The sequence below is a fragment of the Kosakonia sp. HypNH10 genome (genome assembly GCF_029850615.1).
Classification (GTDB): Bacteria; Pseudomonadota; Gammaproteobacteria; order Enterobacterales; family Enterobacteriaceae; genus Kosakonia; species Kosakonia cowanii.
This window is the reverse complement of the sequence record NZ_JAOTIU010000003.1, coordinates 513,686-535,419: the sequence shown is the minus strand read 5'-3', so window position 1 is coordinate 535,419 and position 21,734 is coordinate 513,686. Positions and strand designations below refer to the sequence as shown.

Genomic DNA, 21,734 nt, shown 5'->3' with positions numbered 1-21,734 from the left:
AAAATTTGCACCGCAACGGGCGGCGAAATGCACACCTGCGGTGCAGCTACTCCTTTGGGGTTAGAGAGGCTTTTTGCCCATCACGGCGGCGACGGAGAGCATCGCGTCGGCGATCTCCGCCAGCTTCTTGTTCTGCTGCATCGCCATCTCGCGCAGGGTTTTGTGCGCCTGCGGCTCGCTCATCGCGTGGTGCTGCATCAGCAGGCTTTTCGCCCGCTCCACCAGCTTGCGCTCGGCAAGCGTGGCGCGCAGCCCGGCGAGTTCGGAATCCAGCGCCTGCAACTGGCGGGACTGCTGCTCGACCAGCTCCAGCACCGCGCGGCTCAGTTGCGGCGGGATCAGCGCTGTAAAGTGATCCTCAGCCTGCGGCAACTGGGCGATCTCCTGGCGCTGCTGCTCGGCGTCGCGCTGTGCGGCAGCAATGCGCTGGCGACAACACTGCATCACCCCTTTTTCCAGCGCATCTTCAATACGTTTCATGGCATCGATACGCATTGTGGTGACCTCAAACCAGCGCAGCGCCGCCTCCGTTGGCTCGCCCGGCGGCAGCGTGCGGCTACAGGCGAGGCGGCGAAAGCGCTCCAGCTCGCGGCTCTCCTCCTGCTGCTGTTGCTGCCACAGCCCGAGGCTTGCGGCATCGGCAAACTCGCTGAAGGTGTGGAAACAGCGCTCCTGGGCATCAATCAGCTCCACCAGTTGCTGGCTTGCTGACTCATCAACCGAACCAATGGTAAAGCCTGCCGCCACCAGCGCCCGCTCCTGCCCGGCCAGCTCTTTGCCCTGCATAAAGCTGAACAGCGCCAGCAATGCGCGTGAGACGCTGGGATCGCCGGAGGTGTCAGCGGTTTCCACGATCAGCGCCAGATGGCAGCGGATCACCTCGTTGTAGCGCTGCATCGCTTCCGGCTGGGCAATGGCGAGCTGCTGCACCTGCTCGCGCAGCGGCGGCAGCGTGCTCAGGCTGTGCAGCACGCTGGCGATGCGGCTAAAAAGCCGCGCAGCGTTGCCCCGCGCCAGCCCCTCCTGATCGAGCGTTGCCAGCTGCTGATGCACCGCCTGCGCGGCGCGCTCCACCTGCTCTGCCCGCTCGCGCAGCCGCCCGCCCCAGGTTTTCCCCTGCGAGCAGAGAAAAATATTGGCCGTGCCGCGCTCGCGTTGCAGCAGATGAATAAGCTGGCTCACCGCGCCGACCAGCTTGCCCATCTGCAACAGCTGTTGCAGGCCGGTGATTTCGCTGCGCCGCGAGGCGAGCACAAAATCGAGAGCTGAAAGCGTCATCGCACACCCTTATCCAGAAAACCGTAGCTTTACTGAAGCAAGAAGTGTGCCGCCGCGATTGACATCATGCGCAGGCGGGTGAGAATGCCACTCACATCACAGGGAGAGGGTCAGGATATGGTGAAGAAAACGGTGGCATTGCTGTTACTTATCGGCGTGGTCTGGCTGGCGTGGCTCTTTCTGCACCCGCCGCAGGTAATCAGAGCCGATGACAGCGCGCTCTACGTGAAAAACCTGCCGTTCAGCGATAGAGGCAAAGTGAACTGGTGGCGCGACAATCGCGCAGCGCTGCAAAAGCAGTTTCCCCTGCTGGTGCGCCCCGGTAAAGCCGTGGTGATGATCATGAACTTCGATCGCTACGATCGCCTGCCGACAGGCACCCGCGACGGCAGTATTGACGACTACAACTGCTTTACCGATATCAGCGCGCCGGAAAACTGCATCTATAAAGAGATGGTGATGCTGATTTTCATCCATCCCGGCAAGAAAACCGTTTATAGCTTTGGTGAAACCAGTTACGAGGAGAGGCCGGACGGCACCCTGAAACGTGTTCACGAGACCTTTAGCATTCGCTAGATAGATTCACTCACCGAATTGTTTGACTTAGCCGGTAATCCGACCAGAATGTATTTGCCCCGTATCTCGCTGAAAAAACAGAAACCTATGACCACACACCCGCGTTGTGTTACCCGCACAGGCCGCCTGAAAAAGATGGCCGTGCTGATGGCTGCTTTGCTGCTTGCCAGCTGCGCGTCGAAACCGCCGAAATCTCTTGTGACGCCGAACCCGCCGGTGAGCAAACAGCCGCTGCCCGATGGCGGGCTGAGCCAGCCGCAAACCATGCGCGGCATCTGGCTGGCGACGGTTTCCCGTCTCGACTGGCCGCCGATCAACTCGGTGACCCTCAGCCCGGCGCTGCGCGCAGAGCAGCAGAAAGCGGCGCTAACCGCGAAGCTCGATAAGCTGCAACGCCTCGGCATTAACACCGTCTTCTTCCAGGTGAAACCGGACGCTACCGCGCTGTGGCCGTCAAAAATTTTGCCGTGGTCAGACACGCTTACCGGGGTGATTGGTCAGGATCCGGGTTACGATCCGCTGCAATTTATTCTGGATGAGGCGCACCAGCGCGGCATGAAGGTGCACGCCTGGTTTAACCCTTACCGCGTCTCGACCAATACCAAACCCTCCACGGTCGCGGAGCTTAACCGCACCCTCTCCCTGCGCCCGGCGTCGATTTTTGTTCTGCACCGGGAGTGGATCCGCACGGCGGGCGACCGTTATGTGCTCGACCCCGGTATTCCGGAGGTGCGCGACTGGATCACCAGTATTGTCGCCGAGGTGGTAGCGCGCTACCCGGTGGATGGCGTGCAGTTTGATGATTACTTCTACAGCGAAACGGCCAGTTCAGCGCTGAATGACAGCCAGACGTTTCGTCAGTACGGGCAAGGTTTTGTCGCCAAAGCCGACTGGCGGCGGCACAACACCCAGTTGTTGATTGAGCAGGTGTCGCGCACCATCAAGCAACTGAATCCTAACGTACAGTTTGGCGTCAGCCCGGCGGGCGTCTGGCGTAACCGCTCGTTCGATCCGGCAGGTTCAGAGACGCGCGGCGCGGCGGCCTATGACGAGTCCTTTGCCGATACCCGCCGCTGGGTGCAGCAGGGGCTGCTCGACTATATTGCGCCGCAGATCTACTGGCCCTTTACCCGCGATGCCGCGCGCTACGATGTGCTGGCGAAGTGGTGGGCGCAGGTGGTGAAACCGACAAATACAAAGCTCTATATTGGCGTGGCGCTCTATAAAGTGGGTGAGCCGTCCAGAATGGAGCCGGAGTGGACGCGCGACGGCGGCGTGCCGGAGCTGAGAAAGCAGATTGAGATGAATGAAACCCTGCCGGGCATTGCGGGGACGATCCTGTTCCGCGAAGGTTACCTGACGCAGCCGCAGACCCGCCAGGCGGTGGACTATTTACAGGGGCGCTGGGGGCGGTAATTACGGGATCCATTTCCAGTAAAAATCGCCAAGAAAGCGTATTACACGTGCTGTTTTGTCGATAATCCTCTCCAGCCAGTCCGCAAAGCGCGAGCGTAGCCGTGGCTCCTTGAGTGCCACGCCCCGCTCGCTTAGCACTTCCCATGCCGCGTGGCGCACGGCGAAGACAAAATCCTCTTTCGCCAGCGTGACCAGCGCTTGTGTGCTGCGCGCACTCTGCTCCTGTTGCAGGCGGGCAATCAGATCCAGCCGCTTGCGGTAGTCGCTTTTGTCATGCACGAGCCGAGTGAGCTCCTCATTCGTCACGCCCTTCTCCTTACTGGTGGCCTTCAGTTACTCCCCGGTCAGCGCGTCATAGAGCGTTTGCATCCGCGTGCGTAGATAGAGCACCGCTTTATGCTTGCGCGACAGCAGCGTCTGCACGCTGACGCCCAGCTCCTGCGCCAGGGCTTTGCAAGTGTAACCCTGCAACTCGGTTTTTTCGAACACCTCGCGCTGCGCCTCCGGCAGCTCTGCCAGCGCCTGGCCCAGCTCCTCCCACAAAAGCCCCTTCAGATACTCCTCCTCCGGCGTCTGGGCGATGCCGAACAGCGTTTCGGCCACCTCATCTTCAACGAAGTCTGACTCCTCATCACCGTCAGCAAACAGACCCGATAACGGCACTTCGCGCTTTTTACGCGCCCGGTCGGTCATCTCGTTGCGCGCGGCGCGAAACAGCCAGGCGGCGACATTCTCCACCGGCTGCTCGACCTTCATTAACTGCCAGCTGATCTCCTGGAGGATATCTTCGCTCTCCTCTTTCACCGGTGAGCGGCTGCGGATAAAGGCTTTCAGCTTTGAGCGGCAGGCGTTCAGCGCCGTGATAAGTGCGGACTCAGTCGTCATGACGCGGGTCATCGCGCTCACCCGCGTTCGGACGCTGCTGCTCCGGCTCACCGCGACGTTCGTGCCAGCCGCAGTGGCCGTGGCGACGAAAACCTTCGCGGCGCTTCTCAACAAACTCTTCGCGCTGCTCCGGCGTCATCGCCATCCAGCGCTCATGCATACGACGGTGGGCGCGCCCCATGCCGAACATGCCGGGGCGAAAACCGAGACCGCCAAAGAGAATGCGCGACAGCACCAGGATCCCGAGCGCCTGCCAGAAGCCGATGCTTTTCACGCCGAGGATCGCTGGCAGCAGCGCGTTCCACAGCGACATCACCACCAGACCGAGCACCACAAACAGCGCGGCGCCAATGATCAGCGGCTTCGCGCCGCGATGGCGACCAAAACCGTGCTGCCGTTCATTCATATGAAAATCTCTCATTGTTTTTCTTCCTCATCAGATTAGCGAATAAATGCCTGTGATGAAGTAGACGAATGAGCGCGGGAAATATTGCTAAAAAAGTGAAATAAAAAAACAGGCGCAACGAGTGCGCCTGAAAAATTGCGGAGTAACAGGAAACGATTACGGGCGGCGGAACAGCGCGATGCTGCGGCCTTCCAACTCGAAATCCTTCTCTTTGGTGATAACGATCCCGCGTTTCACCGTATCGGAGGTGGTCAGCTCCAGCACCCAGCCGCCTTCGCCAAACTGCGGAATGCGGAACGGTACGTTGCCTTCAAACGGGTTGAACAGCATCAGCACGTCGTGCCAGATGCCCTCTTCCTCTTGCAGATCGGCGCGGCCAATATAGACGCCGAGGGTAGTTCCCTCTTCCCACTGCTCCGGCAGCTGCTCGCCGCCGCCGGCGTTGTACCACTTGATCTCCATCCCGTCGCGCCAGTTTTCGCGGCGCAGCAGCGGCTGCGCGGCGCGCAGTTCAATCACCTGGCGGGTAAACTCGCGCAGCGCTTCATTCGCGCCGTTTAAGGTGTCCCAGTGGATCCAGGAGATCTCGCTATCCTGGCAGTATCCGTTGTTATTCCCGGACTGGCTGCGGCCAAACTCGTCGCCCGCCAGCAGCATCGGCGTGCCGTGGGAGAAGAGCAGCGTGGCGAGGAAGTTGCGTTTCTGGCGCTCGCGCACGGCGTTGATGCCTTCATCGTCGGTCGGGCCTTCCGCGCCGTAGTTATAGGAGCGGTTGTCGTTGTGACCGTCATTGTTATCTTCGCCGTTCGCCTCGTTATGTTTTTCGTTATACGACACCAGGTCGTTAAGCGTAAAACCGTCGTGGGCGGTAATGAAGTTGACGCTCGCCCACGGACGACGCCCGCGCAGATCGTAGAGATCGCCGGAGCCGAGCAGACGGGCGGCGAAATCGGTCGAGACGTTATCGCCCTTCCAGTATTCGCGCAGCGTATCGCGGTATTTATCGTTCCACTCTGCCCAGCCCGGCGGGAAGCCGCCAACCTGGTAGCCGCCGGGGCCGATATCCCACGGCTCACCAATCAGTTTCAGCTTTGAGAGCACCGGATCCTGGGTGATGGCGTCGAAGAAGCCGCCGCGCTGGTCAAACCCTTCCGGCTCGCGGCCAAGAATGGTGCCGAGGTCGAAGCGGAAACCGTCGATATGCATCGATTCCGACCAGTAGCGCAGGGAGTCCGTCACCATCTGCAGCACGCGCGGATGGGAGGTGTTCACCGTGTTGCCGGTACCGGTATCGTTGATGTAGTAACGATGCTGATCCGGCAGCGTGCGGTAGTAAGAGAAGTTATCGATGCCCTTAAAGGAGAGCGTCGGGCCGAGTTCGTTGCCTTCGGCGGTGTGGTTATAAACCACGTCGAGGATCACCTCGATGCCCGCATCGTGGAAGGCGCGCACCATGTCGCGAAAACCCTGGATGCCGCGCGGGCCGTAGTAACGCGAGGCAGGCGCAAAGAAACCGAGGGTGTTGTAGCCCCAGAAGTTGTGCAGCCCTTTATCGAGCAGGTGCTGATCGTCCGGGAACCAGTGCACCGGCAGCAGTTCAACAGAAGTAATGCCGAGGCTCTTGATATAGTCGACCGTCGCCTTGTGCCCCATCCCTTCAAAGGTGCCGCGCAGATCCTGCGGGATAGCCTGATTGAGCTGGGTGAAGCCCTTAACGTGGGTTTCATAAATGATGGCGCTCGGCCAGGCGATATCCGGGCGGTTTTGATCCTGCCACTCAAACTCGTTGGGATCGATAACCCGGCACTTCGGCGTAAACGGCGCGCTGTCGCGCTCGTCAAAGGTTAAATCTTTATCTTCGTGCAGCAGATCGTAGGCGAAGTGCGCTTCGTTCCACTCGATATCGCCAACCAGTTCACGCGCATACGGGTCAACCAACAGTTTGTTGGGGTTGAAGCGATGGCCGTTTTCCGGGTCGTACGGGCCATGCACACGGTAGCCATAGAGGGCACCGGGTTTTAGGCCGGGCACATAGCCGTGCCAGATTTCATGGGTATATTCCGGCAGTTCCAGGCGGGCAATCTCCTGTTTGCCGCTCGGATCGTATAAGCAGAGTTCCACGCGATGAGCGTGAGCTGAAAAGAGCGCAAAGTTCACGCCCTCACCGTCGTAATTCGCACCGAGTTGCTGGCCGTGCCCCGCCGTGATGTGATAAGGCTTACCGTTAGACATGATCCCTCTTTCTCTTATTTAGAGCGTCACCTGACTTAACCCAACCAGACGCATAAAGTCGTTTTATGCGCTGACCAGTACTGCAAACGTAAAACCGCCAATCGAACGCAAGTTGACGCGATCGTTGAGCAACACATCCTCTCCGCTAAGCATATCCCGGTAATGGCGATGCGCCAGCCGCTCCGGTAACGGGATCACCGCGCCGTTCAGGCTGCCATCCAGCGCGCCAAACAGCAGGCGCGGTGCCAGCACAATCAGCGCGTCGTCCTCGTCAACTCGCGCGAAGGCGATGACATTATCCGCCTGCTCGCCGTCGGCGTTCAGCGGCAAATACTCACCGTGGCGGAACAGCGCCGGTTTCTCCTGACGCAGGTGCAGCAGGCGCGCGATAAAGGATTGCTTCAGTTGACCGCTCGACCACCCCTCCTGCAAACGCGGGTCGGCGTGCTCCTGGGCATCGAGCAGACGCTCCAGTTCCGGGTAGTCCGGCTCAAGGCGGTTGTCCGGGTCAACGAGGCTGAAATTAAGCGCTTCACTGCCCTGGTAGATATCCGGTACACCCGGCGCGGCCAGTTTGATCAGCGTCTGGGTCAGGCTATTCACCAGCCCGGCGCGGATAAATGGCAGTAAAGATGTGGTGAAATCCTGTAAAAATGGCTGATTATCCGGCGAAAGCAGGTGGCGAACGTAGTCCAGCACCGCGCTTTCATAGGCATCGTTGCTGTCGACCCAGTCGGTACGCTGTTTCGCTTCGCGCAGCGCCTTTTCGACAAACTCGACAAAACGCCCCTCCAGCGCTTTCAGCCCTTCGGCATCGTCCGGCTGCAACGTCACCGGCCAGACGCCTGCCAGCGCCTGGTAGATCATCCATGCCACCGCCGGACGCGGCGCAGGGCCATCCTCCAGCATGCTCACTTTCTCTTTGTTCATTTCACGCCAGCGGGTAACGCACTCGGCCCAGCGTGCGGGCGCTTCCGTCAGGGTGTAGAGCCTGGCGCGCGCATCTTCGCCGCGCTTGGTGTCGTGGGTCGAGGTACCGGAGAGCGCATCGGGCTGTTTCTCAAGCCGTGTCTGCATCTCCTGATGGAAACGGGCAAGAGAAAAGTTACGGCGTAACGGCTCGGCACCCACTTCGTTAAGGGCGAGATCCATGTTCTGGCGGAAAAAGAGCGTATCTTCCACCGACTTCGCCATCAGCGGCCCGGTTAACTGCTGGAAGCGGGTGCGGAAACGCGCAGCGTCATCACGCGCGCTGTCGGGCAGATCGCCGGTCAGAATGCGGGTGATAAAATCGAGTGCAGTCGGCTCCGGAGCAAAGCTACTGGCTTTTACCTTCGAGACCACTTTTTGCAGCAGCGCCAGGTCGGCAGGCGGCAGACCTTGCGCCGTGCCGTAGGTGCGATAGACCGGGAAAGCGATCAGCAACTCGCGCAACGCCTGGCGCAGCGCGCCTTCTGTCGGCGCGGAGGCCTCATGTGCGGCGATCTCACCGGCGAGGCGCAGCAGCACGCTGAACTCACCGGCAAAGTTACGATCGACCATCAGCAGCTTCGCCGCGCGCAGCTCCGCTTTCATGTCGACCGGTTTACCGACCACCTGATCGTAGGCCTCGCGCAGGCCGTCGAGATTCTCATCATCAACCAGCACATCGGAGAGCGCAGCGATAAACTCATACCCGGTGGTGCCGGAGACCGGCCAGTCCTCGGGCAGATGCTCACCTTTACCGAGGATCTTCTCAACGGTGATATGGCACTCATCGCCCGCTTTCTGCCGCAGACGCATCAGGTAACCACGCGGGTCGGCAAGGCCGTCGACGTGATCGACGCGCAGGCCATCGACCGCGCCGCTGTGCACCAGTTCGAGGATCAGTTTGTGGGTGTCATCAAACACCTGATCATCTTCCACGCGCATCCCGACCAGGCCGGTGATCTCAAAGAAGCGGCGATAGGAGAGATCGCTTGCCGCATCGCGCCAGCTCATCAGCCGCCAGGGTTGCTGCGCGTGCAGTTCAGCGATTTTCGCCGCATCGGTCAGGCCAATAATCTCCTGCTCGCGCCCCTGCCAGCTCTCTTCCACCAGCGGGTAGACGCTCTCGTAATAGACAAATGCCGGTTTACCGGTTTGCGGGTCGGCTTCCACTTTCAGCTCGCCTTTCTCCACCACGGCGTCAAAATCGTCGCCGAGGAACGGCAGCGTCAGGCGGCGCGACCAGTCGATATCAAAATGGCGCGCCCACGGGCTCTTTTCGCCCTTCGCAATCACATCGCGCCACCAGGCGTTCTCCAGCGAGGCCGCCATATGGTTCGGCACGATATCAATGATCAGCCCCAGCCCGGCGGCTTTTAGTGCCTGCGCCAGCTTGTCGAACCCTTCCCGACCGCCCAGGGTCGGGTCGATCTCGTTAGCATCGGTGACGTCATATCCATGCGTGGAGCCGGAAGTGGCGGTAAAAATCGGTGAAGCATAAAGATGGCTGATGCCCAGCTTTTTGATATAGGGCACCAGCGCTACGGCGCGCTCAAAGGTCATGCCGTTACGAAACTGCAGGCGGTAGGTTGCGGTTGGCGTGCTCACTCGGCTTCTCCCTGCGATAAACGAACAATAATGGCATTCTGCGCCAGTTCGGCACCCGCCTCAGGCCAGGCAAAAAGCGTTTCGCCCGGCAGTTCCGGTAACGGCTGGCTGGCCGTACCGATATTCAGCGCCATGGAGAGCGTGCCCTGCGGCAGCGCCCAGCGCACGGCGATAAAACCGGGCGCGGTGGCGATAATCTCGCCCTGCTGGCGGGTCGCGCCGCGTAGCAGCGGCACAATGTGCTGCTGGCGCAGGGCGAGCAGTTCACGGCTAAACGCCAGCCAGCGCTGTCCTTCCACGCTGTGCGGACGCGTCCAGTCGAGCTGGGAGCGGGTAAAGGTTTCCGGATCGTTCGGATCGGGCACATCTTCCCCTTCATGCCCGGCGTGGCCTTCAAATTCGCGCGTGCGCCCTTCGCGCACCGCTTTTGCCAGATCGCCGTGGAAATCGGTAAAGAAGAGGAACGGGTTGGTTTCGCCATACTCTTCGCCCATAAACAGCAGCGGAATATGCGGCGACAGCAGCAGCGTTGCGAGCATCACGCGGGTGCGATCGGCTCCGGCCAGTGAGATCAGGCGATCGCCCTGCGCGCGGTTGCCCACCTGGTCATGGTTCTGGATAAAGTCGACAAACGCCACCGGCGGCTGCTGGGTGCTGTCGACGCCGCGCGCTTCGCCCGCGTGCTGCGACACTTCGCCCTGGTAGGCAAAGCCTTCAGCCAGCACGCGCGCCACCCATTTTTCCGGGCTGTCGGCAAAATCTTCGTAATAAGCATGGGTCTCGCCGGTGGCGAAGACGTGTACCGCGTTGTGGAAATCATCGTTCCACTCGCCGGTAAAGAGCGTGGCGGTGCCGGACTCATCGCGCGGATGCAGCGAGACGATATTGCGGCTGTCTTCGGTGGTGAGATGGATCGGACGGTCGGTGATCTCCTGGCGAATGCGTTTGGCGATCTCAACCAGAATATGCGGCTCGTTGGTGTCCTCGATCTGGTCGATAGCGTCGAAACGCAGGCCGTCGAGGTTGTACTCATGCAGCCAGTAGAGCGGCGCTTCGCCAATATAGGCGCGCGCGGCGTCGACATCATACGCGATGCCCGCGCCCCACGGCGTCTGCCGCTCTTTATGGAAGAAATCAGGCGACAGCAGCGGCAGGTAGTTGCCCTCCGGCCCAAAGTGGTTAAGCACGATATCGAGCACCACCGACAGGCCGTAGCCGTGGGCAGCGTCAACAAAAGCTTTGAAATCATCCGGCGTGCCGTAGGCGGAGTGCGGCGCATAGAGCAGCACGCCGTCGTAGCCCCAGCCGCGGGTGCCGCCAAATTGCGAGACCGGCATCACCTCAACCATGGTGACGCCAAGCTCGGCGAGATAGGGTAATTTTTCGATGGCCGCCTGAAAGGTGCCCTGCGGCGTAAAGGTGCCGATGTGTAATTCGTAAACCACCGCCTCTTCCCACGGGCGGCCCTGCCAGTCAGCGTGTTGCCACTGATAGCTGTCAGGATCGACAACCAGCGACGGGCCGTTAACCTCTGCCAGCTGGCCGCGCGAGGCGGGATCGGGGATCGCCATACAGTCGGCGAGGACAAATTGATACTGCGCGCCTGCATTAACGCGGGAGACGGTGGTTTCAAACCACCCCTCTTCGCTGCGCGTCATCGGCTTCTCCTGCCCGTCAAGACGCAGCGTTACGCTCTGCTGACCGGTGGCCCACAAACGGAAGCGAACCGCGCCGTCGGCCAGTCGTTCTGCACCCCATGTTTTTGAAAACGTTTTGGTCGCCATGCAATTACCTCTCCACAATGCCACGATGAACAATCATAGACGATAATTGGCAACCCGATGGGCACTGGTCGGCGGTGTACGTCGCCCGGTACAGCACTGTATACCGGGCGATAGGAGTTATTGTCTCTGCTTGTCCTCCTGCGCTTCGACCTCACGGTACCAGCGCGGATGGTGCTTCTTAGCCCAGCGGCGGCTCACTCTCCCCTCAATCATTCCGGTGATTGAGCCTTTCACCCAGAAGGCCATGTAGATATGCACGAGGATGGCGAGCATCATCGTCCAGTGGCGTAACAGCTCGGTAATCGAGTAAGTGGTGGCGACATAGGAAAATGTTTCCGCGTTGCCCATTTTGTTTCGGTCACTGGCAAAGATCCTTGCCAGCGGGCTGGAAACCACTTGCGGGCGCAGCGGGTAGGTGCCAATCGGCAATTTGATGGGTCGGGAACGGGCCGTCGTTCATCTTGTCGAGGCAGAGATAAGATTTAACTTAAGCCGGTTTTATCTCTGCCCGTCTATTTAGCGCGTTGCCTCAAATATGCTTTTACCGATGCGTGCAATGGCATCGTTACTTTGCACCAGCGTCGCTTCTGTTTGCGTAATATAAACAGAGACGATTATTGGCTGCCCTTTTTTCGGCCACACGACGCTGATAATTGAGCGTGAACCGTGGGCACCTGCGCCGGTCTTATCACCGATTTTCCAGCCGGACGGCAGAGAGGCGCGCAGCAGCGCGTCAGCGACTTTATCATCACGCATCCACTGCACCAGCTGCGCACGGCTTTCGGGTTTGAGCGCGTCGCCGAGCGTCAGTTTCTCCAGCGTGCGGCTGACGGCGAGCGGCGTGGTGGTGTCCTGCAGATCGCCGGGCACGGCGCTGTTCAGCTCCGGCTCTTTCCGATCCAGTCGCGTGACGTTGTCACCTAAACCGGCAAAGAAGGCGGTGACCTTCTGCGGGCCGCCCAGTTTCTGCGCCGCCAGATTAGCGGCGGTATTATCGCTGTAGCTAATCGCCGCGCTGCACACCTGCTGCCAGCTCATGCTTTTTGGCGCGACAAATTTGCTGGTTACCGGCGAATAGTCCACCAGTGTCTCTTTGCTGAACTGCGTGGTGTCGCTGAGGGCGAACTCGCCCTGGTCGACCTTGCTGAGCAGCGCGCCGCAGAGCAGCGCTTTATGGGTGCTGTTCAGCGGAAAACGTTCATCACCGCGGTAGCTGACGCTCTTACCCGAGGCGGTGTCGATCACCGCGATACCGATGCGCGCGTGCAGCTTCTCCTCCTGCAAACGGGCAATGGCGGTGAGGGTTGCCGCATCGATGGTAGCGGCATTGGCGGCAGAGGCGCCGAGCAGCAGCAGCGCGAGAAATGATTTAGCAGGCAGATGCATAGCGATAATCCTTGTCGTGGAATGAATATTATATCTGCCGGATTATGCCTGATGGCGCAGCGCTGCCATACTGCTGATTGATAACTAACCTCATCCGGGGACACGATGCGCATTGCTCAACTTAGCGATATTCACGCCGCAGCGGATAATGACAACCTTGCCCGCCTGCGTGCCGCCATTGCGTGGCTTCTCGCCTTCCCGCCCGATATCGTGGTGGTAAGCGGCGATCTGGTGGACGATGGCTGGGCTGAGGGGTATCGCGATATTGCTGCACAGCTCAGCCGTTTGCCCTGCCGCACCCTGCTGCTGGCGGGTAATGCCGATGATAAAGCGGTGATGTGCGCGACGATGCCGCAGCTGGCGGGATATTCAGCCGATGAACCACTCCATTTCAATGAAACGGTTGAAGGAATTTCGCTGATTGGTGTGGATGTGACGGTTGCCGGGAAGAGCGGCGGCGATATTACGCCCCATCTGCCGTGGCTGGAGCAGGCTTTGCGCGAGGCGGCGCACCCGGCAATGCTCTTTTTGCATCAGCACCTCTTCCCGAGCGGTATTGCGCCGCTGGATGTTGCAATGTGCGAAGGCGACAAGGCGCTGGCAGCGCTGATTCACCGCCTGCCGCACGCGCCGCTGGCGATTTGCTGCGGGCATGTACACCGCGCGATGGCAGCGACCTTCGCTGGCGTGGCTGCCTACTGCTGCGGCTCCATCTGCCCGGCGAATCCGCTTCTGCTGGATGAGAAAAACGTTCCGCCGATAACCGATCCGGTTTCGCTGATGCTTCACGACATCGGCCCGCAGGGGCGGGTCAGCCATTTTATCGGCGTGTAAGTTTAGCGCTGGGCTTTCCACTGCTGCCAGGCGGCATCGATCGCTGGCGCAAGCTTGTCGTAATTTTCCCAGCTATCTTTAACGTGGTAGACCGAGGGCAGATCCTGCGCAAGGATGCGCTCATAATCGTCAAAATAGCCGCCCGGCTCGGTGTGGTAGTAGTGCGCGGTAAACGCCCGTCCCTCTTCGTTTAAATCCTGGTCCCAAAATTTTTCATCGCACATGTCGATAAGAAACTCGCGTCCGCTGAGGGTGCGTTTACGCACCGCCGCCAGTTCGTCGGCAGACTCATCCTGATGATCTTCGCCTTCGAGGTGGTTATTGATGATCCATGCAAGGTAAAAACCAATATGCGTGCCGCCGTTTTCGGTCGGGAGCTCCTGCGGATATTCGCCGCCGTAGTGCCAGTCCATTCTGTCGATAGCCATAGTTGTTCCTCGTATCATGGGTTAAGGGAGACATTTCCCGTCATTTATCCAGCCAACCGTGCGGGCAATTTGGGAGATAACCTCTTTTGGCAGTAGCAGAGTGTCGCTTAAATGATGCGCGTCCTGTTTAAGGGGCACAGGCACGTGCTGCGCTTCGCGAGCTATATCAACCGCCGTCAGCCGCAGGTAAATGGCGGCTACAAGAGTGAGCAGAGTCACCGCAGCGGCGATGACAGCCTTACGCATTGTTCCCCTATGATAAAAAAGCTCCCCGCAGGGAGTTTTTTTGCATCTGGCTGTTACAGCGCGATACGAATGATATCGTCCGGCTGGGTGGCCTCTTTTTCGCGGCTCGACGCCTGTTTTACGCTGACGTAGAGCGTCTTGCCGTCCGGCGACAGCGCCAGGCTGTTCGGGTGCGTCGGCGTATCAAAGGTCTTCACGACCTTGTAGCTCTTCGCATCGATAACGCTCACTTTACCCGCTTCGCGGTGCGTGACATAGACTTCGTTGCGCGCCGGGTTAAACAGCACCGCCAGCGATTCCGGTGCGGCGATGCGTTGCTGTACCTTGCCGGAGCGGGTATCGACAACCAGCACTTCCGCCGCTTTCGAGTCGGTAATAAAGGCGCGGTGACCGGCGGTATCAAGGCTCAGGTTGAGGTAGAAGTGCTCTTTTCCGTCATCCTGCAACTTCTTGCGGTCGATGATCTTGTTAGTCGCGGTATCAATGGTCAGCAGTTCGCCATCGCCGTTGGTGCTGTAAAGGCGTTTCGCGGCTGCATCCAGCGCCAGACCGGTGCTGTACGTGCCGGTGTTGGCGATCGTGTTTTTCAGCGTCATCGCCGCGCCGTCAATTACCCAGATCGCGCTCTCATTACCCACGCCGGTAACGTAAACGGTATTGGTGGTGTCATCCACTACCAGTTCGCGTGGGCTGAGCGGACGCACCGTGTCGGAGCGTTTACGCGCATCAAGCACTACGCGGCCTTTGATATCACCGGTTTTTGCATCGACGGCGGTGACTGAACCATTCACCGTATTGCCGAACCAGAGCGTCTGCGTCTGCTGGTTGATCGCCGCGCCAAACGGTTTCACATCGCTGTGAATGGCCTGGGTGATATCAAGGTTGGCGGGATCGAGGCGATAGATCACCCCGCCTTTGTCGGTTTTGCGGCTTTGCGAGGTGGCAACCCATAAGGCGTTCTCCTGCTGGCTGACGGCCATCTCATACGCACCCTTACCGACCGCTTTGCGCAGCATCTCTTCGGCAGCGTGGGCACTGAATGAGCCTGCCAGCAGCAGCGAACCGAGGAACAGCGCGCGGTGCAGGCGTGACGGGGAAAATTGAGCTAAAGACATAACGACTCCCTTTGTTGAAATGATGATTACGTTTTCACACGCGTCCAGTGCACGAAACTGTGGTTTCGTTTATTGTTTTAGGTGAGAATAATAATCATTAATGTTCATAAAGTGGAGCCTTAATCGCCGGGTGTGGCAAAATTTCTGTCGCCCTGTACGCTCATTCTTAACCTAACGTGCGTTCAACATTTTCAAATAATTTACATATCCATTAACATGTTGCCGCATTTTTCTTTTTTTGCTCCTCTTTCAACTCGGTTCCGTCATGAAAATCATTTCAGTTACAAAGGTCACGCTGCCCGTTTTGCTGCTGCCTGTTGCACTCTCTACCTCCGCCTGGGCGGCCTCTGGTGAACAAACCATGATCGTCAGCGCTGCGCCGCAGGCGGTCTCGGAGCTGGATAGCCCCGCCGCGGTCAGCGTGGTTCAGGGCGACGATATTCGCCAGGCCGCGCCGCGCGTCAATCTCTCTGAATCGATGGGCAGTGTCCCCGGGTTACAGGTGCAGAACCGCCAGAACTACGCCCAGGATCTGCAACTCTCCATTCGCGGGTTTGGTTCGCGCTCAACCTATGGCGTGCGCGGTATTCGCCTCTATGTCGATGGTATTCCCGCCACCATGCCGGATGGCCAGGGGCAGACCTCGAATATCGATCTCAACAGCGTCGAGCATATTGATGTGCTGCGCGGCCCCTTCTCTGCTCTCTACGGCAATGCTTCTGGCGGCGTGATGAACGTGACGACGCAGACCGGGCGCGAACCGGCCACCGTCGAAGCGAGCAGCTATTACGGCAGCTTTGGCAGCTGGCGCTATGGCATGAAAGCCACCGGCGCAATGGGCGATGGCACCCACGCGGGCGATGTGGATTACACAGCCTCGACTACTCGCTTTGTAACTCACGGCTATCGCGACCGCAGCGGCGCGCGCAAAAATCTGGCTAACGCCAAACTGGGCGTGCGCATCGATGAGGCCAGCAAACTGAACCTCATCTTTAACAGCGTTGATATTAAAGCGGACGATGCCGGCGGGCTGAGCCGCGAAGAGTGGCGGGCCAATCCGCGCCAGTCACCGCGCGCCGATGCGTTTCACACGCGCAAAACCATCAAACAGACCCAGGCGGGCCTGCGTTATGAGCGTCAACTGACCGAGCGCGACGATCTCAGCGTGATGATGTATGCCGGTGAGCGCGAAACTACGCAGTACCAGTCGATTCCCCGCGCGCCGCAGCTCAAACCGACCCACGCTGGCGGAGTGATCAACCTGAGCCGCCACTACCAGGGCATTGATACGCGCTGGACGCACAAAGGCGAACTGGGCGTGCCGATGACCTTCACCGCCGGGCTGAACTACGAAAACATGAGTGAAGAGCGTAAAGGCTACGAAAACTTCATCATGAGTGGCGCCACGCCGGAGTACGGGCAGAAAGGCAACCTGCGTCGTAACGAGCGCAACCTGATGTGGAACGTCGATCCCTATCTGCAAACCGCCTGGCAGCTCACCGACAAACTCTCCCTGGATGCGGGCGTGCGCTATAGCTCGGTCTGGTTTGATTCCAACGACCACTATGTCACCGCGCAGAATGGCGATGACAGCGGTGATGCGAGTTATCACAAGTGGCTCCCGGCCGCCTCGCTGAAATATGCCGTCACCCCGGCGTGGAATCTCTACACCGCCGCCGGGCGCGGTTTTGAAACGCCGACCATTAACGAGCTCTCTTACCGCTCCGGCGATCAGAGCGGGCTGAACTTCGCGCTGAAACCAGCCACCAACGACACGCTGGAGATCGGCAGCAAAACCCGCATCGGTAACGGTCTGCTGACGGCGGCGCTGTTCCGCACCGATACGGATAATGAAATTGTTGCCGACAGCAGCAGCGGCGGACGCACCAGCTATAAAAACGCCGGTAAAACGCGTCGCCAGGGTGTCGAACTCTCTGTCGATCAGCAGTTCGCCGGTAACTGGCGTGCGAAAGCGGCCTGGACCTGGCTGGACGCAACCTACCGCAGCGAAGTGTGTGGTGACGCGTCCTGCGAAGGCAATCGCATTCCGGGCATCGCGCGCAATATGGGCTTTGCTTCACTCGGCTGGATGCCGGAGGAAGGCTGGTATGCTGGCGCGGACGTGCGTTATATGAGCAATATCATGGCTAATGATGAGAACAGCGCCAAAGCCCCTTCCTACACCGTCGCCGGGCTGAATACCGGGTATAAGTTCAACTACGGCAACTGGATGATGGATCTCTTTGGCCGCGTCGATAACCTCTTCGACCGTAACTATGTCGGGTCGGTGATCGTCAACGAATCCAATAACCGTTACTACGAACCGGCTCCGGGACGTAACTACGGCGTTGGCTTATCGGTGGCCTACCAGTTTAATTAAGCCACACCGCAGGCAATAAAAAGCCCGGCCATCATGCGCCGGGCTTTTTTATCGCTTCAGGCCATCAAAAGGTGGTCCAGCCCTCTTCGGCGAGTGTCGCTGCACGCGGCGTTGGCGGGATAAGCGTGCTTTTACCGCCCTGAACCTTCGCCGGTTTTGCCTCATCACTGGCGAGACGGAAGGCGGCAACCAGCTCTTCCAGCAGGCGCGCCTGCTCCTCCAGCGAACCCGCGGCGGAGGAGGATTCGCTTACCAGCGAGGCGTTCTGTTGGGTGGTGCTGTCAAGCTCGCCGACCGCGCGGGCAATCTGCTCAATGCCGCGGCTCTGCTCTTCGGAAGCGGAGGAGATCTCGCCCATAATATCGTTGACGCGCGTGACCGACTGCACCACCTGATCCATCGTTTCGCCCGCTTTGACCACCAGTTTGCTGCCAATATTGATGCGCGAAACCGATTCGTTGATCAGTTGTTCAATATCTTTCGCCGCCTGCGAACTGCGCTGGGACAAGCTACGCACTTCACCGGCAACCACCGCAAAACCGCGCCCCTGCTCGCCCGCCCTTGCCGCTTCCACCGCCGCGTTCAGCGCCAGAATATTGGTCTGAAAGGCAATGCTGTTAATCACCGCGGTAATGTCGGCAATCTTGTTCGAACTGGTGTTGATATCGCCCATGGTATCCACCACCTGGCGCATCACCGTCCCGCCTTCGCTGGCCGTTTTCGATGCCTGCGCCGCCAGGCTGCTGGCGTTGCGCGCGTTATCGGCGTTGTTTTTCACCGTGGCCGTTAACTGCTCCATGCTGGCGGCGGTTTGCACTACCGCGGCGGCCTGCTGTTCGGTGCGCGACGAGAGATCGGTGTTGCCATCAGCAATCTCGGTTGCCGCACGGGAGAGCTGCGTAACGCTGTTGCGCACTTCATGGATCATATCGCGCAGCCGATCATTCATCCGTCCCATCGCGCCGGTTAACTGCCCCAGCTCGTCGCGGCTTTGCGCGCGGATTTGTGAGCTCAGATCGCCGCTGGCAATGCGTTCTGCCAGCGCCAGGTTGCGGTGAACCGGCCGGGTGATCTGGCGAATGACCCACCATGAGACCAGCATGCCGAGCAGAATGGCAATCGCGCCGGTGATGGCGGTAATCGAACTGGAGGTGTAGGCCAGCTCTTCGTTGTGGGCTTTCACCAGCGCGATGATGTCACGCAGCGAGGCGCTGCTGGCGTCGCCGCCCACTTTGACTTTATCTTCCGCCGCTTTCAGTGCTTGCCAGGCGGTAAAGTAGCTCAGCGCCTGGCTGCGATAGCTGACGGTGTTGTCCCAGATGGCTTGTAACGGCGCTTGCAGCTCGCCCGGCAACTGGCTGTTCAGCGCCTGCACGTGGCTTGCGGTGGCGGCGAACTGCTGCTCAAGGCGATCGCGCGTGGCTGGGTCCGGGCTGTAACGCACGACCAGCGCTGCATCGCGCACGCTGCTGATGGCAAAAAGTTGCTCGTAGATTTGCGCCATTACCGCCGGGTCGGCCACCGGGGTACGTACCAGCGTGGTATAGCGAGCGGAAAGATCTTCGGTGCTCAGTTTATCGAGGCTTTCACGCAGGGCGCGCAGATCGCCGGTCGCTTTTTGCATCTCGCCAATGCTGGCCTGAAAGGTCGCTAAATTGCGGGCAACATCATTAATGATTTTACGTTCGTTGCTTGACCAGCTGAGCGCGTCGGCGCTGGCGGTCAGTTCGGAGGAGTGACGGACATAGTTCGCCATCACCTGGCCTGATTTATCATCGCCATAAAAATATTTCAGCCGATTAATTTTTGCCTGGAATACTTCAATATTGATGTTGTACATCAAATTTGTTTTTTCATAGACGTCGCGAATTTCTTTAAAGCGCAGCACGCTGAGAATGGTGGCAAACGCGACCAGAAAAAGAACTACACCGAATCCGACCGACAGCTTTCGACTAATTTTTATATTGCTTACCCGTTGGCTAATTGACATTTTTTCCCCTTGTCTAACGTCCATAGTGAGTGCCCGACTGCGCACGCGACAAGTTATCGGCAGGAAAATAAGCAGATTCAGGTAGCGGAGAGGTTATAGATTAAAAGTGTGATATTGATGCGCCCCATTCGCAAATTATTACCGGGGTGCATCAATATTTCTCATGAAATTATTGAGTCAGAGAATTATCACTTAGCGTTCAAATTGTCTGTGCACAATGGTTGAGCCTTCATCAATGGCTCGCCACACGGCGCGCTCACTGGCAAAAGCATCGCCCTCTTCTAATGCACAGAGCAGATCGTGGTAATGCTGCACGCGCATCAGGTGTTCAGATGACGGATATAAGTAGTTATAGCAAGGGCCAATTCGCACCCATAGCTGCTCAATTAAAGCGCTGAGCGTCGGCATGCCAGCGTGGGCATAAACGCTAAAACGAAACACGCGATTGGCCTGTAACGCCTGCTCGGTGTTGCCGCTTTTCATCGCTTCATCAACATTAATTGCCAGCGTACGCAGCTCACGCAGCTTATCGCTGGTCATATTCTGGCTGGCAGCTCGCGCGGCCATGCCTTCGAGGTTTTTACGAATCTGATTGATTTCGTTATAGCGTTCCGCACTGACCTCCGGCACGAGAAAAGCCTGCGCCGGTGTGGCATGCAGCGCACCTGCGGAAACCAATCGCAGCAACGCTTCACGAACCGGGGTAATGCTCGTACCCAGTTGATCGGCGATTTCCTTCGTGATAAGTCTGGCGCCGGGTCTCAGGGCACCGACAATAAGCGCGCTCTTTAAACTTGCCTCGACCTGCATGGTAAGACTCGTTCGCTGCGCTTTCTCCAAATCAAGCATGTTTGCATCCTGTATAAATTCTTTATTTTCTCAGCCTGGTAGCGTGTCCATATGGTTATGCCTAAAGATATATTTTATAAGTGCATGCCTGGTATTGGGTTATTGCGTAAAGTTAGAACAAAAAGTTATTTATTATGCACGACCACCAGGAACTGCCTCCACAAGGTCAACAATTCCTTATGCATGTATAATTAAAGCTGTTTTTCACAAAAATGCCCAATTTAAAATGGCGGTTTTTACCGCCATTTTTTTATTTAGTTTTCTGAGGCTACTTTTACTACAACTTTGCCGAAGTTTTTCCCTTCAAGTAAGCCGATAAACGCCTCTGGCGCCTGCTCAAGATCCTCCGTTACCTGCTCACGGTAATGAATGCGATCCTGTTTCAGCCAGCTTGCCATCTCCTGCTGGAATTCATGCAGCCGGTGACCATAATCCTGCATGATAATAAACCCCTGCAATCGAATACGCTTCTTCAGAATCGTCGCCATTAATAATGGAACGCGATCCGGGCCTTCCGGAAGGTCGGTGGCGTTATAACCACTCACCAGGCCACAGAGCGGAATGCGCGCTGAGGTATTTAATAACGGCAGCACGGCATCGAATACTTTGCCGCCGACGTTCTCATAATAGATATCGATGCCCTGCGGGCAGGCCTTCGCCAGACGCTCGCTAAAATCGTCGGCATGGTGATCGATACACTCATCAAAACCGAGCACTTCCACGGCATGACGACACTTCTCGCTGCCGCCCGCAACACCGACTACGCGACAGCCTTTAATTTTGCCAATCTGGCCGACCGTTGCGCCAACAGGCCCGGTAGCTGCGGCAACCACCAGGGTTTCGCCCTCTTTCGGCTGGCCGATATCCAGCAAACCCATATAGGCGGTAAAGCCCGGCATGCCAAGAATACCCAGCGCCCAGGACGGATGCGGAATGTTGCTGTCGAGTTTCACCAGATCGTCGCCGCTGGCGATGTCGTAATCCTGCCAGCCGCTACCGGCGAGCACCCAGTCGCCCTCGGCGAAGTCCGGGTGCTGCGATTTGACGACGCGGCTGACGGTGCCGCCGCACATCACTTCACCGATTTTTACCGGCGGCGAGTAGGATGGCGCGTCGCTCATGCGTCCGCGCATATAGGGATCGAGAGAGAGATAGACCGTGCGCAGCAGCACCTGGCCTTCGCCCGGTGAGGCGACCTCATCCTCCTCCAGCCGGAAATTCTCTGTGGTTGGCGCGCCATGCGGACGCGAAGCCAGTACCCAGCGGCGGTTGCGGTGTGAATGTTGGTTCATTTTGCTCTCCTGTGCAGTATGGACTGACTAATGATAGTAGACGGTTAACGTCCCCCGCGCGTT

General features: G+C 58.5%; 17 protein-coding genes and 1 pseudogene. 4 read left to right on the top strand and 14 right to left on the bottom strand.

Annotated elements, in window-relative coordinates:
- Nucleotides 1–60: 60 nt before the first annotated feature.
- Entirely contained in the window at nucleotides 61–1,278 is a 1,218-nt protein-coding gene (locus N7V53_RS11915) for a nitrate regulatory protein (RefSeq protein ID WP_279793490.1), read from the bottom strand.
- A gap of 84 nt (nucleotides 1,279–1,362) precedes the next feature.
- Between N7V53_RS11915 and N7V53_RS11910 the strand changes: the two genes are divergently transcribed.
- Together N7V53_RS11910 and N7V53_RS11905 are read left to right on the top strand one after the other, a co-directional pair.
- Nucleotides 1,363–1,854: a DUF943 family protein gene (locus N7V53_RS11910; RefSeq protein ID WP_279793489.1), complete on the top strand. Its 492-nt coding sequence runs from the start codon at nucleotides 1,363–1,365 to the stop codon at nucleotides 1,852–1,854.
- 87 nt (nucleotides 1,855–1,941) lie between these two features.
- A complete protein-coding gene (locus N7V53_RS11905; protein ID WP_279793488.1) occupies nucleotides 1,942–3,270 on the top strand; it encodes a glycoside hydrolase family 10 protein in 1,329 nt (442 codons plus the stop codon).
- On the opposite strand, the gene N7V53_RS11900 is transcribed toward N7V53_RS11905, so the two are convergent.
- From N7V53_RS11900 to bla, 8 genes and pseudogenes are all read right to left on the bottom strand, one after another.
- The gene (locus N7V53_RS11900) at nucleotides 3,271–3,576 is read right to left on the bottom strand and encodes a hypothetical protein (protein WP_279793487.1); all 306 of its coding nucleotides are present in this window, start codon (nucleotides 3,574–3,576) and stop codon (nucleotides 3,271–3,273) included.
- A gap of 27 nt (nucleotides 3,577–3,603) precedes the next feature.
- The gene (locus N7V53_RS11895; protein WP_279793486.1) at nucleotides 3,604–4,155 is read right to left on the bottom strand and encodes an RNA polymerase sigma factor; all 552 of its coding nucleotides are present in this window, start codon (nucleotides 4,153–4,155) and stop codon (nucleotides 3,604–3,606) included.
- The gene (locus N7V53_RS11890; protein ID WP_124968321.1) at nucleotides 4,145–4,576 is read right to left on the bottom strand and encodes a hypothetical protein; all 432 of its coding nucleotides are present in this window, start codon (nucleotides 4,574–4,576) and stop codon (nucleotides 4,145–4,147) included. The genes N7V53_RS11895 and N7V53_RS11890 overlap by 11 nt, the downstream gene beginning before the upstream one ends.
- Before the next feature lie 141 nt (nucleotides 4,577–4,717).
- The gene (gene glgX, locus N7V53_RS11885) at nucleotides 4,718–6,793 is read right to left on the bottom strand and encodes a glycogen debranching protein GlgX (protein ID WP_270220919.1); all 2,076 of its coding nucleotides are present in this window, start codon (nucleotides 6,791–6,793) and stop codon (nucleotides 4,718–4,720) included.
- 63 nt (nucleotides 6,794–6,856) lie between these two features.
- The gene (treY, locus tag N7V53_RS11880; RefSeq protein ID WP_279793485.1) at nucleotides 6,857–9,367 is read right to left on the bottom strand and encodes a malto-oligosyltrehalose synthase; all 2,511 of its coding nucleotides are present in this window, start codon (nucleotides 9,365–9,367) and stop codon (nucleotides 6,857–6,859) included.
- Nucleotides 9,364–11,151, bottom strand: a complete 1,788-nt coding sequence (gene treZ, locus N7V53_RS11875) for a malto-oligosyltrehalose trehalohydrolase (protein ID WP_279793484.1) — start codon at nucleotides 11,149–11,151, stop codon at nucleotides 9,364–9,366. The genes treY and treZ overlap by 4 nt, the downstream gene beginning before the upstream one ends.
- Nucleotides 11,152–11,268: 117 nt before the next feature.
- Nucleotides 11,269–11,427 (bottom strand): annotated as a pseudogene (locus tag N7V53_RS11870) (formate dehydrogenase cytochrome b556 subunit); the annotation flags it as partial.
- A 240-nt stretch (nucleotides 11,428–11,667) separates the two neighbouring features.
- Nucleotides 11,668–12,537 carry a class A beta-lactamase gene (gene bla / locus N7V53_RS11865; protein ID WP_279793483.1) on the bottom strand — a complete coding sequence of 290 codons (870 nt, stop codon included), beginning with the start codon at nucleotides 12,535–12,537 and terminating at the stop codon, nucleotides 11,668–11,670.
- A gap of 105 nt (nucleotides 12,538–12,642) precedes the next feature.
- On the opposite strand from bla, the gene N7V53_RS11860 reads away from it, so the two are divergent.
- Nucleotides 12,643–13,371 (top strand): metallophosphoesterase, encoded by a 729-nt coding sequence (locus N7V53_RS11860; RefSeq protein ID WP_279793482.1) that lies wholly within the window; start codon nucleotides 12,643–12,645, stop codon nucleotides 13,369–13,371.
- Nucleotides 13,372–13,373: 2 nt separating this feature from the next.
- Here N7V53_RS11860 and N7V53_RS11855 read toward each other — a convergent pair whose 3' ends face one another.
- Nucleotides 13,374–13,799, bottom strand: coding sequence for a hypothetical protein (locus N7V53_RS11855; RefSeq protein ID WP_279793481.1), 426 nt, complete (start codon nucleotides 13,797–13,799; stop codon nucleotides 13,374–13,376).
- 299 nt (nucleotides 13,800–14,098) lie between these two features.
- Entirely contained in the window at nucleotides 14,099–15,160 is a 1,062-nt protein-coding gene (locus N7V53_RS11850) for a YncE family protein (RefSeq protein ID WP_279793480.1), read from the bottom strand.
- 265 nt (nucleotides 15,161–15,425) lie between these two features.
- On the opposite strand from N7V53_RS11850, the gene pqqU reads away from it, so the two are divergent.
- A complete protein-coding gene (gene pqqU, locus N7V53_RS11845) occupies nucleotides 15,426–17,540 on the top strand; it encodes a TonB-dependent receptor PqqU (RefSeq protein WP_279793479.1) in 2,115 nt (704 codons plus the stop codon).
- A 64-nt stretch (nucleotides 17,541–17,604) separates the two neighbouring features.
- Here pqqU and N7V53_RS11840 read toward each other — a convergent pair whose 3' ends face one another.
- From N7V53_RS11840 to N7V53_RS11830, 3 genes are all read right to left on the bottom strand, one after another.
- Entirely contained in the window at nucleotides 17,605–19,530 is a 1,926-nt protein-coding gene (locus N7V53_RS11840; protein WP_279793478.1) for a methyl-accepting chemotaxis protein, read from the bottom strand.
- Between the two features lie 192 nt (nucleotides 19,531–19,722).
- The gene (locus N7V53_RS11835; protein ID WP_042716634.1) at nucleotides 19,723–20,379 is read right to left on the bottom strand and encodes a GntR family transcriptional regulator; all 657 of its coding nucleotides are present in this window, start codon (nucleotides 20,377–20,379) and stop codon (nucleotides 19,723–19,725) included.
- Between the two features lie 254 nt (nucleotides 20,380–20,633).
- Nucleotides 20,634–21,671, bottom strand: a complete 1,038-nt coding sequence (locus N7V53_RS11830; RefSeq protein ID WP_279793477.1) for an NADP-dependent oxidoreductase — start codon at nucleotides 21,669–21,671, stop codon at nucleotides 20,634–20,636.
- Nucleotides 21,672–21,734 lie beyond the last annotated feature (63 nt).

Coding starts and splice junctions, on each gene's coding strand:
- N7V53_RS11915 (WP_279793490.1), bottom strand. CDS start 1,278: ATGACGCTTTCAGCTCTCGATTTTGTGCTCGCCTCGCGGCGCAGCGAA.
- N7V53_RS11910 (WP_279793489.1), top strand. CDS start 1,363: ATGCCACTCACATCACAGGGAGAGGGTCAGGATATGGTGAAGAAAACG.
- N7V53_RS11905 (WP_279793488.1), top strand. CDS start 1,942: ATGACCACACACCCGCGTTGTGTTACCCGCACAGGCCGCCTGAAAAAG.
- N7V53_RS11895 (WP_279793486.1), bottom strand. CDS start 4,155: ATGACGACTGAGTCCGCACTTATCACGGCGCTGAACGCCTGCCGCTCA.
- N7V53_RS11890 (WP_124968321.1), bottom strand. CDS start 4,576: ATGAGAGATTTTCATATGAATGAACGGCAGCACGGTTTTGGTCGCCAT.
- glgX (WP_270220919.1), bottom strand. CDS start 6,793: ATGTCTAACGGTAAGCCTTATCACATCACGGCGGGGCACGGCCAGCAA.
- treZ (WP_279793484.1), bottom strand. CDS start 11,151: ATGGCGACCAAAACGTTTTCAAAAACATGGGGTGCAGAACGACTGGCC.
- bla (WP_279793483.1), bottom strand. CDS start 12,537: ATGCATCTGCCTGCTAAATCATTTCTCGCGCTGCTGCTGCTCGGCGCC.
- N7V53_RS11860 (WP_279793482.1), top strand. CDS start 12,643: ATGCGCATTGCTCAACTTAGCGATATTCACGCCGCAGCGGATAATGAC.
- N7V53_RS11855 (WP_279793481.1), bottom strand. CDS start 13,799: ATGGCTATCGACAGAATGGACTGGCACTACGGCGGCGAATATCCGCAG.
- N7V53_RS11850 (WP_279793480.1), bottom strand. CDS start 15,160: ATGTCTTTAGCTCAATTTTCCCCGTCACGCCTGCACCGCGCGCTGTTC.
- pqqU (WP_279793479.1), top strand. CDS start 15,426: ATGAAAATCATTTCAGTTACAAAGGTCACGCTGCCCGTTTTGCTGCTG.
- N7V53_RS11840 (WP_279793478.1), bottom strand. CDS start 19,530: ATGTCAATTAGCCAACGGGTAAGCAATATAAAAATTAGTCGAAAGCTG.
- N7V53_RS11835 (WP_042716634.1), bottom strand. CDS start 20,379: ATGCTTGATTTGGAGAAAGCGCAGCGAACGAGTCTTACCATGCAGGTC.
- N7V53_RS11830 (WP_279793477.1), bottom strand. CDS start 21,671: ATGAACCAACATTCACACCGCAACCGCCGCTGGGTACTGGCTTCGCGT.